Origin of the sequence: Streptomyces sp. NPDC057900 (assembly GCF_042887885.1) — a bacterium.
Taxonomy (GTDB): Bacteria; Actinomycetota; Actinomycetes; order Streptomycetales; family Streptomycetaceae; genus Streptomyces.
In genome coordinates, this window is sequence record NZ_JBHVOI010000007.1 from 56,530 (window position 1) to 69,593 (window position 13,064).

Sequence of the window (13,064 nt, forward strand, 5' to 3'; positions counted from 1 at the left end):
GTACCCGCGAAACGGCCCGCCGCGCACTGCCTCCCATCCGGACTTTAACCGTCGGTCCAGGAATCCCACCTGGTCAACCGGCCGCTGGATGCGGACGGGTCGCGGACTATAACCGCCGGTTCGGAATTGCACCGACCCCGGAGTGCGCTGCTGCTGGTACACGATCAGTGTGCCACGACTGGCCGTGGGCCATGCGGGTGAACGCTGTGGAGTGGCTCACAGACAGCCCGTGACAAGGCGGTTTCCAGCCACGGTTTGTCGCTGCGCTCCTGGGCGCGGGTGCTCCGCGTGGTGCGGGGTTCGCCTCTGTCCGGTGGCCGGGCCCCACCGCTCAAGCCCGTCCGGCGATTGAGGACGGAACCCCCCGCCCCGGAGACCCCGCACCGAACAGCGCGTCCTGTGCCGCCTCCCGCGCCGCGAGCAGCGCGCCGCGCAGGACCGCGGTGCCGCCGAGCAGGCCGGCTCTGACCTCGGTGCGCAGGGGGGACATCATGGCGAGCCGTTCCTCGACCCGGGCGGCCAGCGCGTCGCCGCCCGCGAGGCCGATCTCGCCCGACAGCAGCACGCACCCCGGGTCCAGGACCGAGACGACGGCTGCCGCGCCGAGCGCCAGCCGGTCGGCGAGCGCGTCGAGGAACGCCTCGCCGTCGCCCTCCCCCGCGAGCGCCTCGCGGACGGCGACCGCCGCGCCCGGCTCCCGGCCGCCGGCCGGGACGGCGATGCCGTGGGCGGCGGCCAGTTCGCACAGGGCCACCGAGCCCGCCAGCGAGTGAAAGCCGCCGTCGCAGCTGACGGCGGAGGGGGTGCCGATGGTGCCGGGGACCGGCAGGAAGCCGATCTCGCCCGCGCCGCCGGAGGCACCGCGGCGCACCTTCCCGTCCAGCATGACGGCCGCCCCGACGCCGTGTCCGAGCCACAGCAGGACGAACGTGTCGTGGTCGCGGGCGGCTCCGGCGCGGTGTTCGGCCACGGCGGCGAGATTGGTCTCGTTCTCGACGAGCACCGTCGCGGGCAGCCGCTGCTGGAGGGCGCGCACCAGGTTGCGGTGCCAGGCCGGCAACCCCGTGGTGTCGCGGAGCTCCCCGGTGACCGGGTCGATCAGGCCGGGGGCGCCGATGCCGACGCTGTGCAGCGGCGCGGTGCCGGCCCGGCGCGCGGTGCGTTCGAGAAGGGCCACGGCCTGCTCGACGGCGTCGTCGGTGGCGGTCTCGCTGCCGATCGGCAGGGTGGCCTCGGCAAGCGTGGCGCCCAGGAGGTCGGCGACGACCACGGCCAGGCTGTCGGTGCGGACGTCGAGGGCGGCGAGATGGGCGCGATCCGCGACGATCCCGTAGAGCCGGGCGTTGGGGCCGCGGCGCTCGGCCCCGGCCTCTCCGACCACCCGGATCAGGCCCGCCCCCTGAAGCCGTTCGACCAGGTCGGCGACGGTGGGCCGGGAGAGTCCCGTCAGGGTCTTCAACTGCGTGGCCGTCAGCGGGCCGTCCTGCTGGAGGAGCCGCAGGGCGAGCCGGTCGTTGATGGCCCTGGCGGTGCTCGGTGATGCGGGCATGCCGGGATCCTTCCAGACCGTCACCGCGATCGACGCCGGCACGATCTATTTATCAGGCAGGGTTCCTGATAGTTTACTGCCCGCATCGTGGAGAAGGACGCCGGGGAGCGTCGGAACCGCGGCATCGGAGAATTCCCAGGGGAGGGCACGGCGGCATGACGACGGATTCCACGGCAGCGGTCTTCAGCACGGATCAGGTGAGGCGCGCCAGGTACGCCATCGCCGCGGTCTTCGCGGTACATGGAGCGGTGACCGGCAGTTTCGCCACCCGGGTGCCGTGGATCCAGGACCACGCGGGGCTCAGTGCCGGACAGCTCGGCATAGCCCTGGCGTTCCCGGCGATCGGCGCCTCGCTCGCGATGCCGCTGGCCGGCGCGGTCAGCCACCGCTTCGGCGCCCGGACCGCGCTGCGCGGGCTGCTGATGCTGTGGACCCTGGTGCTGATCCTGCCCTCCATAGCGCCCAGCCTGCTGACGCTGTGCGCGGCGCTCCTGGTGTACGGGGCGTCGGCGGGCATGTCGGACGTGGCGATGAACGCGCTCGGGGTCGAGGTGGAGAACCGCCTCAACAAGTCGATCATGTCCGGGCTGCACGGGATGTGGAGCGTGGGCGCCCTGGTCGGTTCCGCGGCGGGCACGGTGGCCGCCCATCTGGGGGCCGACGCGCGACTGCACCACGCCATCGCCGCGCTCGTCCTCACCACGCTCGGCCTGATCGCCTGCCGGCAGGTGCTGGATCTGCACAGCGAGCCGGACGCGGAGGCTCCGCCGCGCTTCACCCTGCCGCCCAGGTCGGCCCTGATCATCGGTGCGGTGGGCTTCTGCGCGGTGTTCGCGGAGGGCGCCAGCCTGGACTGGTCGGCGGTCTACCTCCGCGATGTCCTGGACAGTTCCGCCGGTCTGGCGGCCGCGTCGACGACCGCGTTCGCGCTGACGATGGCGGTGGCCCGGATCGCCGGTGACCGGGTCGTCGACCGCTTCGGCGCGGTGCGGACCGTACGGACCGGCGGCGTGCTCGCCACGGTCGGCGGGGTCCTGGTGGTCACCGCGCCCAACGTGGTCCTGGCCTTGTGCGGCTTCGGACTGATGGGCCTCGGCATCGCCGTGGTCGTGCCGCTCGCCTTCGCGGCGGCCGGGCGCAGCGGCTCGAACCCGAGCCGGGCGATCGCGGGTGTCGCGACGATCACGTATACCTCGGGGCTGATCGCCCCCTCCGCGATCGGCTCGCTGGCAGAGGCGACCTCGCTGGTCGTCTCATTCGGCCTGGTCTCGGTGCTGGCCTTCGGGCTGGTGCTCGGGGCCGGTGTGCTGCGGGCGGGCGATCGCAAGGTGTCCTCCTCGGACGCCGCGGTACCGGGAGCGGCGCCGGCCGAGCCGCGTCCCTGAGCCGTTCGGGGCACCGGGCGCGGCGGCCGGGGGCTCCGGGCCCCCGTGCCCGCATCCCGGCCGGGGGCGGGTGACGAACCGGCATTAACATGGCGCTGATCTTTTCCGCGGTCAGCGCCGTGCCCCGTGAGGCACCGGCCCGCCGCATCTACACACAGGGAGCGACCATGGGCGGCCTCGGCGTGCGCTGGACCTTGCACGGCGACGGGAAGACGCCCGCACCGGGAGCGGTCGTCCGCCCCGACGAGCGGCTCTCCTGGCCGCGGACGTTCGGGCTCGGCGCCCAGCACGTGGTCGCGATGTTCGGCGCGTCGTTCGTCGCCCCGGTGCTCATGGGTCTCGACCCGAACCTGGCGATCATGATGTCGGGTGTCGCGACGGCCATCTTCCTGCTGGCCACGCGCGGGCAGGTGCCCAGCTATCTGGGCTGTTCGCTCTCGTTCGTCGGGGTTGCCGCGACCATCCGGGCCAGTGGCGGCAGCAGCGCCGTGGTCACGGGCGCGGTCTTCGTGGTGGGGGTGGTGCTCTTCCTCGCCGGCCTCGCGGTGCAGCGGTTCGGCGCACGGATCATCCACGCGGCCATGCCGCCGGTGGTGACGGGTGCGGTCGTGATGCTGATCGGCTTCAACCTGGCACCGGTCACCGCGTCCACGTACTGGCCGCAGGACCAGTGGACGGCCCTGCTGGTGATGCTGTTCACCGGACTGGCCGTGGTCTGTCTGCGCGGCTTCCTGTCCCGGATCGCGATCTTCCTCGGCCTGGTCTTCGGCTATGTGCTGTCCTGGGTCCTGGACCGGGTGTTCGGGAGGATCCACTCCCCCGCCGGGGGCGCCGAGGCCGTGGACCACTGGCGGCTGGACCTGTCGGGGGTGGGGAAGGCCGACTGGATCGGGCTGCCGTCGTTCCACGCCCCGAGCTTCGAATGGTCCGCGATCCTGGTCGCGCTGCCCGTCGTCATCGCGCTCATCGCGGAGAACGCCGGCCATGTGAAGGCGGTCGGCGAGATGACGGGCCGCTCGCTGGACGGCAAGCTCGGCACCGCGATCGCCGCGGACGGCGCCGCCTCGATGCTGTCGACCGCGGTCGGCGGTCCGCCGAACACGACGTACTCCGAGAACATCGGCGTGATGGCCGCGACCCGGGTGTACTCCACCGCGGCCTACTGGGCGGCCGCCTGCTTCGCCCTGCTGTTCGGCCTGTGCCCCAAGTTCGGCGCCGTCGTGGCGGCCATTCCCGGCGGGGTCCTCGGCGGCATCACGGTGATCCTCTACGGCATGATCGGCCTCCTCGGCGCCCAGATCTGGCTGAACGCCAAGGTCGATCTGCGCAACCCGCTGAACCTGGTGCCGGCCGCGGCGGGCATCATCATCGGCGTCGGCGGGGTCAGCCTGAAGGTCACCGACAACTTCGAGCTGAGCGGGATCGCGCTCGGCACCATCGTCGTGATCACCGGCTACCACGCCCTTCGGGCCCTGGCGCCTGCTCACATGAGGATCGAGCAGCGGGCGAGCAACGACTGAGCAGGCTCCGGACTGCGCGGAACCGCTGGTCACCCCGGGCGCCGCACGTGCGGGTGCGTCTACGGGCGCGGGGCGGAATCCGGATCGGCGTCCGGTTCCAGGGGTGGGAAGGCGAAGGTGCGGTGCGGGTCCCAGTCTGTGCTGAGGCTGAGCCTGCGGCTCAGCTGGGCCCAGCCGAGCGGGGCTGCGGCGATGACCCACGCGTCCGGGCTCCGCGCCGTGAGACGTACGGCGGGCCGCAGCCAGGAGGCCGCCCGCTCCGGCCAGTCCACGACCGCGACGACCGTACCGCCGGCGGCCTGCCACGCGGCGGTAAAGACCTCGGCCGCCGTCCGTGAGGCCGTGTCCCTGCTGTGCCCCACCGCGACGGTCGAGATGTCGGCGGCGGGCGCCGTCAGCCGAGCCAGCAGCGAACGGAGTCCGGCCTCGGTGTGCGGTGCGGGCGGAGGCATCCCGGCGTACCGCGCGGCCGACGCCGCGGGCAGCAGCGGGGAGCGGGAGAGATCCCGCGTCCGGCGCCCCGTCATGCGGCATCGTGGAAGACCAGGCCCAGTGCGTGGCGGCGGCCGGAGCGCACGGTGCTGACGCCGTGCCGCATACCGCCGGCCGACCAGCCGCGCAGGGTGCGGACGGGCCGGTCCCGGGTGGTGAAGATCAGGCCGTGCCCCTGCGGCAGCACGGTGACGTTGCCCCGCGACTGGGCCCTGGGCCGCTGCTCGACCAGCAGGAACTCCCCACCGGTGTAGTCCGTCCCGTGGGTGTCGAGACCCACGACCACCTGGAGCGGGAAGAGCATGTCGCCGAAGACGTCGCGGTGCAGGGCGTTCCAGTCGTCCGGCCCGTAGCGGAGCAGGATCTGCGCGGACCGGTCCTGACCGGCCTCGTGGCACATCTTGAGCCACTTCTCCAGCTCGTCGGGCCAGGGAGCCGGCCGCCCGAGCCGCTCAGCCCAGTCACGCGCGACGGTGAGCAGGCGCGGGTAAAGCGCCCGCCGCAACTGCCGTACCGGCTCCGGCAGCTCATGGGTGAAGTAGCGGTACTGACCGGAACCGAAGCGGTGCCGGGCCATGTCGACGGTGGACCGGAATCGGTCGGCGTCGTCGTACAGCCCGGCCAGGGCGCGGCACTCGTCAGGGGTGAGCAGCGGCGGGGTCAGCGCGCAGCCGTGGGCGTCGAGTTCGGCGGCCACGGCCGTCCAGTCGGCTGCGGCCACCCTGCGGCGGGCCTCGGTGGCGGTGAAAGCGGTAGGCATGCGGTGCTCCGGATAGGGGTGGGCGTCAGATGAGAACGGGCGGCAGGGCGCCCTCGTGGATCAGGAGGTCCTGCTTGCGGGAGACACCGCCCGCGTAGCCGCGCATCGAGCCGTCGGCTCCGACGACCCGGTGGCACGGCCGCACCACCAGCAGCGGATTGGCCCCGATCGCCGCGCCCACCGCGCGGACCTCCGCGCGCTCGGCACCCAGTCGCTTCGCGAGCTGTCCGTAGGTGGTCGTGGTGCCGTAGGGGATCTCGTCCAGCGCGTCCCAGACGCGTAGCTGGAATGCCGATCCGGCGGGCAGGAACTCCAGGTCGAACGTTCTCACCGCACCGTCGAAGTAGGCCCTGAGCTGGTGCGCCACCTCGGCGAACGCCGCGTCGTCACGCCGCCCGCCGCGCCGGACGACCGCCGCGCCCTTCTGGCACGGCATCGACAGGGACGCCAGCGCGACGCCGCCCCTGGCCGTGGCGGACTCCTCGCCCATCAGCAGGAGCTCGCCGAGCGGGCTGCCGATCGTGCTGTGGAGCGTCATGATCGCGGTCCCTTCGCAGCTGTCCTCACCTCCTCACCATGCACTGGCCGGAACGGTGGGGCTGGCGGAAATCGGACACGGTGTTCGGCATCCGCCGGCCCTATCCGACGCCGACGGCGGCCGTGGTGGGAGCAGCGGGCGGGAGGCCTGCGGACCCGATGACGTTGCTGTGGATCTCCAGTACGGCGGTCGAGTGGTTGAGGGTGATGTAGTGCAGTCCCGGTGCCCCTTCGTCGAGCAGCCGCTTCGCCATGCCGGTCGCGTGGGCGACCCCGACGCGGTGTCCTTCGGCCGGGTCGTCACGGGCCGCGTCGAGCCGGCCGGCCAGGTCCGCCGGGAACGTCGCGTTGCTGAGTTCGGCGAACCGCCGGATCTGCCGGGCGTCGGTCGCGGGCATGATCTCCGGAATGATCGGGGTGTCGCATCCCGCGGCGGCCACCCGGTCGCGCAGCCGCAGATAGTCGTCCGCGTCGAAGAACATCTGAGTGATGGCGTAGTCGGCTCCGGCCCGGCACTTGCCGATGAAGTGCCGGATGTCGTCGTCCCAGTTCGGCGAACGCGGGTGCCGCTCGGGGAAGGCCGCCACCCCGATGCTGAAGTCGCCCAGGGCCCTGACGAGGCTGACGAGCTCGTGAGCGTACTCGAGCCCTCCGGGGTGGGTGGCCCAGGGGCCGCCGGGGTCGCCCGGCGGGTCGCCACGCAGCACGAGAACGTCACGGATACCGGCGTCGGCGTAGCGGCCCACGATGTGCCGCAGCTCCGTCGTCGAATGGCCGACCGCGGTGAGGTGGGCGACCGGACGCAGCGTGGTCTCGGAGGCGAGCCGTTCCGTCACCGCGATGGTGCGGTCCCGGGACGATCCTCCGGCACCGTAGGTGACGGACACGAAGGTCGGCGAGAGCGATTCGATCTGCCGGACCGTCCGCCAGAGGGTGCGTTCTCCGGCGTCGGTCCTGGGCGGGAAGAACTCGAAGGAGAAGGAGCGGCTGCCGGTGGCCAGGATCTCGCGCAGGGTGCTCATGAGGGGCCTCCGTGAGCGTTGAAGTAACCGGCTCCGGGGTGGTGGACGATGATCGCGTCGGTGGACTGCTCGGGGTGCAGCTGGAATCCCTCGGAGAGGTTCACTCCGATGCGTTCCGGTTCGAGCAGGTTCATGATCTTGGCGCGGTCCTCCAGGTTCGGGCACGCGGGGTAGCCCAGTGAATAGCGGCAGCCCTGGTACCCGGTGCGGAACGTCTCCTCCAGGCTGTCCGGGTCGGCGTCCGCGATCCCCAGCTCGCTCCTGACCCGCCCGTGCCAGTACTCCGCCAGCGCCTCGGTCAACTGCACGGAGAGACCGTGCAGTTCCATGTAGTCGCGGTACGCGTCCGCGGCGAAGATCTCGTTCGCCGCCACCGATACCCGGTTGCCGACCGTGACGACCTGCATCCCGATGACATCGGTCTCGCCGGAGTCCTCCGGACGGAAGAAGTCCGCCAGGCACAGCCGTCGGCCACGGCGCTGACGCGGGAAGGTGAAGCGCGTCCGCTCGCCACCGTCCTCACCCAGGATGATCAGATCGTCGCCCTTGGAGACACACGGGAAGTACCCGTACACGATCGCCGCTTCCAGCATGTTCTCGGTGTGCAGCCGGTCCAGCCACATCCGCAGCCTCGGCCTGCCCTCGGTCTCCACCAGCTCCTCGTACGAAGGACCGCTCCCGCGGGCCGACTTCAGCCCCCATTGCCCCTTGAACAACGCGGACTCGTCGAGCCAGGCCGCGTATTCCTTGAGCGGTGTGCCCTTGATGATCCGCGTTCCCCGGAACGGCGGGGTGGGCACCGGGTTGTCCGTGCCCACGTCCGACCGGGCCGGGCCGCGTTCCCCGTCCGGCTCCTCGACGACGGCGGCCGGCCGGGCCGCGACGCGGCGCTGCTTGAGCGCGGGGAGCGTGGCGCCCGGGACGCCACGCTTGACGGCGATCAGCGCGTCCATCAGCCGCAGCCCCTCGAAGGCGTCGCGGGCGTAGCGGACCTCGCCCCGGTAGATCCCGTGCAGGTCCTGCTCGACATAGGCCCGGGTCAGCGCGGCGCCTCCCAGGATCACCGGATAGTCCGCGGCCATCCCTCGCTGGTTGAGCTCCTGGAGGTTCTCCTTCATGATCACCGTGGACTTCACCAGGAGACCCGACATGCCGATCACGTCGGCCCTGTGCTCGGTCACCGCGTCCAGGATCGCCGCCACGGGCTGCTTGATGCCGAGGTTGACGACGTTGTAGCCGTTGTTGGACAGGATGATGTCGACGAGGTTCTTGCCGATGTCATGGACGTCGCCACGCACGGTGGCCAGCACGATCGTGCCCTTGCCCTCGGCGTCGGACTTCTCCATGTGCGGTTCCAGGTACGCCACTGCGGTCTTCATGACCTCCGCGGACTGCAATACGAACGGCAGCTGCATCTGCCCTGAGCCGAACAGCTCACCGACGACCTTCATGCCCTCCAGCAGGGTGTCATTGACGATGTCCAGGGCCGGGCGGGTCCCCAGTGCCTCGTCGAGATCGGCCTCCAGGCCCTTCTTCTCACCGTCGATGATCCGCCGCTGCAACCGCTCGTCCAGCGGCAGCGCCGCCAGCTCCTGCGCCCGCCCCTTCTTCACCGACTTCATGTCGACGCCCTCGAACGCCTCCAAGAACGCCTGCAAGGGGTCGTATCCCTCCCGTCGCCGGTCGTGGACCAGGTCCAACGCGATCTCTCGCTGTTTCTCAGGGATCCGCGCCACCGGGATGATCTTCGCGGCGTGCACGATGGCCGAATCCAGTCCCGCGTCCACGCACTCGTTGAGGAACACCGAGTTCAGCACGGTGCGGGCGGCCGGGTTGAGGCCGAAGGAGATGTTCGACAGGCCGAGAGTCGTCCGCACCAGCGGGTGGCGGCGCTTGAGTTCGCGGATCGCCGCGATGGTGGCGATGCCGTCCTTGCGGGACTCCTCCTGGCCGGTCGCGATCGTGAAGGTCAGGCAGTCCACGAGGATGTCGGACTCCTGGATGCCCCAGTTGCCCGTCAGATCCGCGATCAGCCGCTCGGCGACCGAGACCTTGTGCTCGGCGGTGCGGGCCTGGCCCTGCTCGTCGATCGTCAGCGCGATCAGTGCGGCACCGTGCTCCCGGGCCAGTGCGGCGACCTGTGCGAAACGTGACTCCGGTCCGTCGCCGTCCTCGTAGTTCACGGAGTTGATGACCGTACGGCCGCCGAGCTTCTCCAGCCCCGCCCGGAGCACCGGGACTTCGGTGGAGTCCAGCACGATCGGGAGGGTGGAGGCCGTCGCGAGGCGGCCCGCGATCTCACTCATGTCAAGAGCGCCATCGCGGCCCACGTAGTCGACACAGAGGTCGAGCAGGTGCGCGCCCTCGCGGATCTGGTCGCGGGCCATCTCCACGCAGTCGTCCCAGCGCCCTTCGACCATCGCTTCGCGGAACTTCTTCGACCCGTTGGCGTTCGTGCGTTCCCCGATCGCCAGATAGGACGCGTCCTGTTCGAACGGCACCGTCTGGTAGAGCGATGCCGCGCCCGGCTCCGGCCGCGGGTCGCGCGGGGACAGGTCCAGGCCCCGCACCCGCTCCACCACCTGGCGCAGGTGCTCGGGGGTCGTCCCGCAGCAGCCGCCCACCAGCGCCAGCCCGTACTCCCGCACGAACGTCTCGTGCGCGTCGGCCAGCTCCCGCGGCGACAGGGGGTAGTGCGCCCCGTCCCCGCCCAGCACCGGCAGGCCGGCGTTCGGCATGCAGGACACGGCGATCCGGGCGTGCCGCGCCAGATAGCGCAGGTGCTCGCCCATCTCGGCCGGTCCCGTCGCGCAGTTCAGGCCGATCATGTCGATACCGAGCGGCTCCAGCGCCGTCAGTGCCGCACCGATTTCCGAACCCAGCAGCATCGCGCCCGTCGTCTCGACGGTCACGTGCGTGATGATCGGCAGTGCGGACCCCAGCTTCCGCAGGGCACGGTGCGCGCCGAGGACCGCTGCCTTGGTCTGGAGGAGATCCTGACTGGTCTCCACCAGGATCGCGTCCACACCGCCTTCCACGAGACCGGCGACGTTCTCCTCGTAGCCGTCCCGCAGGGCCGGGTACGAGGCGTGGCCCAGCGTCGGCAGCTTGGTACCGGGACCGACCGAGCCCAGGACCCAGCGCGGCCGGTCCGGCGTGGCGAAACCGTCCGCCACCTCCCGCGCCAGCCGGGCTCCGGACAGGGCCAGTTCGTGGATGCGTCCGGGTATGCCGTACTCCCCCAGTGCCGCCAGATTCGTACCGAAGGTGTTCGTCCCGACGCAGTCCACTCCCGCCGCGAAGTACTCCTCGTGCACCGACCGCACGATGTCCGGCCGGGTGGCGTTGAGGACCTCGTTGCAACCCTCCAGGTTCTCGAAGTCGTCCAGCGAGGGATCCCGCGCCTGGAGCATCGTGCCCATCGCACCGTCGCCCACCACCACCCGCGTGGCCAGCGCCGCCCGGAGGTCCTGCCCCCGGGCGGTCATGACGGCCCCGCGAGGACCGGCTCGATCTCGGTCGCGGCGGCCGGGCCGTAGGCGCGCTCGATCCGGTGGAGCAGTTCGGCGGGAACGAGCTTGTACTCCTGGGGGCCGACCGATTCCAGCACCACGGTGGCGAGTGCGCAGCCGAGCCGGGCCGCCGCTTCGAGGGGCAGTCCGGCACCGGTGCCGGCCAGGAAGCCGGCCCGGAAGCCGTCGCCCACGCCGGTCGGGTCGACCGGGGCCGGGGTGGGTACCGCGGGGACGCTCAGTGAGGGCCGACCCTCCCGCGCGATGACCACACCGCCGGCGCCCAGAGTCGTGATCCAGGTGCCGGCTCTGTGGAGGACGCCGTCCGCGCTCCAGCCGGTTCGCTCCTTGAGCAGCGCCGCCTCGTACTCGTTGGTGAACAGGTAGGCGGCGCCCTCCACCAGACGGCGCGTCTGGTCGCTGTCGAGCCGGGCCAGTTGCTGGGAGGGGTCGGCGGCGAACGGCAGGCCGAGGAGCCGGCACTCGTCGGTGTGACGCAGCATGGCGTCGATGTCGTTGGCGGCGATCACGACGAGCCCGGGGGACTCACCGTCTTCGGCGATCGAGGCGAGGCCGATGTGCTTCGCCTCGGACATGGCGCCGGCGTAGAACGTCGCGATCTGGTTCTGGTCGGCGTCGGTGGTGCATACGAACCGTGCGGTGTGCAGGGCCGCGCTGACGCGGACGGATCCGGTGTCCACCCCGGTCTCCCGGAGCCATGCGTCGTAGTCGGTGAAGTCCTTGCCCGCCGCGCCCGCGAGCACGGGCCGCAGGCCCAGCCGGGCCAGGCCCACGGCGATGTTGGCGGCGACTCCCCCGCGCCGCACCTCCAGCGTGTCGGCGAGGAACGACAGCGAGACCCGTTCGAGGTGTCCGGGGATCAGCTGGTCGGCGAAACGTCCGGGGAAGACCATCAGATGGTCGGTGGCGATCGATCCGGTGACGGCGATACGCACGACGTCATCTCCTCATCCTGTGTCGGGGGCGTCCTGTGCGGGGGCGGCTGTCGCTGGGGTGCCGGGACGGCCGCGGGGGTGGCGGGGGCCGGTCGCCCGGTTCAGAGGCCGACGGCCTGGCGCAGGGCCTGGACGCGGTCGGTGTGCTCCCAGGTGAAGTCGGGGTGCTCCCGGCCGAAGTGGCCGTACGTGGCGGTCTGGGCGTAGATCGGACGCAGCAGGTTCAGGTCGCGGATGATCGCGGCCGGGCGGAGGTCGAAGACGGCGGTGATGGCGCGCTCGATCCGGTCGACGGCGACCTTGGCGGTGCCGAAGGTCTCGACGAACAGACCCACGGGTTCGGCCTTGCCGATCGCGTAGGCGATCTGGACCTCGCAGCGCTCCGCGAGCCCGGCGGCGACGACGTTCTTGGCGACCCAGCGCATCGCGTAGGCGGCCGAACGGTCCACCTTGGACGGGTCCTTGCCGGAGAACGCGCCGCCGCCGTGCCGGGCCATCCCGCCGTAGGTGTCGATGATGATCTTGCGCCCGGTGAGCCCCGCGTCGCCCATCGGGCCGCCGATCTCGAAGCGGCCGGTCGGGTTGACGAGCAGCCGGTGTCCCTCGGTGTCGAGCTTGATGCCGTCCTGCGCGAGTTGGGCCAGTACGTGGTCGACGACGTACTCGCGGATGTCCGGGGTCAGCAGGCCGTCCAGGCTGATGTCGGCGGCGTGCTGGGAGGAGACGACGACGGTGTCCAGGCGTACCGGCCGGCTGCCCCGGTACTCGATGGTGACCTGGGTCTTGCCGTCGGGGCGCAGATAGGGGATCGAGCCGTCCCTGCGGGCCTGGGAGAGGCGGCGGGAGAGCCGGTGGGCGAGTTCGATCGGCAGCGGCATCAGGCTGGGGGTCTCGTCGGTGGCGTATCCGAACATCAGGCCCTGGTCGCCCGCGCCCTGCTGGTCGAGTTCCCCGCCCTCGCCGCCGGTGCGGTGTTCGTAGGCGTTGTCGACGCCCTGGGCGATGTCGGGCGACTGCGCGCCGATGGATACCGAGACGCCGCAGGAGGCGCCGTCGAATCCCTTCGATGAGGAGTCGTAGCCGATCTCAAGGATCTTGCTGCGCACGAGCTGGTCGATGGGCACGTAGGCGGACGTGGTCACCTCGCCCGCGATGTGCACCTGGCCGGTGGCGATCAGTGTCTCCACGGCGACCCGGGCGGCGGGGTCCTCCTTCAGCAGGGCGTCCAGGATCGTGTCGCTGATCTGGTCGGCGATCTTGTCGGGGTGTCCCTCGGTGACGGACTCCGAGGTGAACAGGCGTGTCGACATCAGCAGGGCCCTTCGGTCAGC

10 protein-coding genes and 1 riboswitch are annotated in these 13,064 nt (G+C 71.4%); of the genes, 2 read left to right on the forward strand and 8 right to left on the reverse strand.

All coding sequences use genetic code 11. The annotated features are described in order from the left end of the window. Positions 1 to 19: 19 nt before the first annotated feature. A riboswitch (FMN riboswitch) is annotated at positions 20 to 150 on the reverse strand. A 181-nt stretch (positions 151 to 331) separates the two neighbouring features. Next, entirely contained in the window at positions 332 to 1,549 is a 1,218-nt protein-coding gene (locus tag ACFVQ0_RS24850; RefSeq protein WP_390091412.1) for an ROK family protein, read from the reverse strand. A gap of 155 nt (positions 1,550 to 1,704) precedes the next feature. Between ACFVQ0_RS24850 and ACFVQ0_RS24855 the strand changes: the two genes are divergently transcribed. Continuing rightward, entirely contained in the window at positions 1,705 to 2,934 is a 1,230-nt protein-coding gene (locus ACFVQ0_RS24855; RefSeq protein WP_390091413.1) for an MFS transporter, read from the forward strand. Between the two features lie 167 nt (positions 2,935 to 3,101). Then, a complete protein-coding gene (locus ACFVQ0_RS24860) occupies positions 3,102 to 4,454 on the forward strand; it encodes a uracil-xanthine permease family protein (RefSeq protein WP_390091637.1) in 1,353 nt (450 codons plus the stop codon). A gap of 59 nt (positions 4,455 to 4,513) precedes the next feature. Here ACFVQ0_RS24860 and ACFVQ0_RS24865 read toward each other — a convergent pair whose 3' ends face one another. The 7 genes from ACFVQ0_RS24865 to metK all read right to left on the reverse strand — a co-directional run bounded on the left by ACFVQ0_RS24865 (position 4,514) and on the right by metK (position 13,043). Then, on the reverse strand, positions 4,514 to 4,981 hold the full coding sequence (locus ACFVQ0_RS24865) for a hypothetical protein (protein WP_390091415.1): 468 nt from the start codon (positions 4,979 to 4,981) through the stop codon (positions 4,514 to 4,516). Further along, complete coding sequence (locus ACFVQ0_RS24870) at positions 4,978 to 5,706, reverse strand: 2OG-Fe(II) oxygenase (RefSeq protein ID WP_390091416.1); 729 nt, start codon at positions 5,704 to 5,706, stop codon at positions 4,978 to 4,980. The genes ACFVQ0_RS24865 and ACFVQ0_RS24870 overlap by 4 nt, the downstream gene beginning before the upstream one ends. A 25-nt stretch (positions 5,707 to 5,731) precedes the next feature. Next, on the reverse strand, positions 5,732 to 6,244 hold the full coding sequence (locus ACFVQ0_RS24875; protein WP_390091418.1) for a methylated-DNA--[protein]-cysteine S-methyltransferase: 513 nt from the start codon (positions 6,242 to 6,244) through the stop codon (positions 5,732 to 5,734). A gap of 100 nt (positions 6,245 to 6,344) precedes the next feature. Then, complete coding sequence (gene metF, locus ACFVQ0_RS24880) at positions 6,345 to 7,265, reverse strand: methylenetetrahydrofolate reductase [NAD(P)H] (protein WP_390091419.1); 921 nt, start codon at positions 7,263 to 7,265, stop codon at positions 6,345 to 6,347. Next, the gene (gene metH / locus ACFVQ0_RS24885; RefSeq protein WP_390091421.1) at positions 7,262 to 10,753 is read right to left on the reverse strand and encodes a methionine synthase; all 3,492 of its coding nucleotides are present in this window, start codon (positions 10,751 to 10,753) and stop codon (positions 7,262 to 7,264) included. Before metH ends, metF begins: the two co-directional genes overlap by 4 nt. Next, entirely contained in the window at positions 10,750 to 11,733 is a 984-nt protein-coding gene (locus ACFVQ0_RS24890) for a carbohydrate kinase family protein (protein WP_390091422.1), read from the reverse strand. The genes metH and ACFVQ0_RS24890 overlap by 4 nt, the downstream gene beginning before the upstream one ends. 101 nt (positions 11,734 to 11,834) lie before the next feature. Next, entirely contained in the window at positions 11,835 to 13,043 is a 1,209-nt protein-coding gene (gene metK / locus ACFVQ0_RS24895; RefSeq protein ID WP_390091423.1) for a methionine adenosyltransferase, read from the reverse strand. Between the last annotated feature and the right edge of the window lie 21 nt (positions 13,044 to 13,064).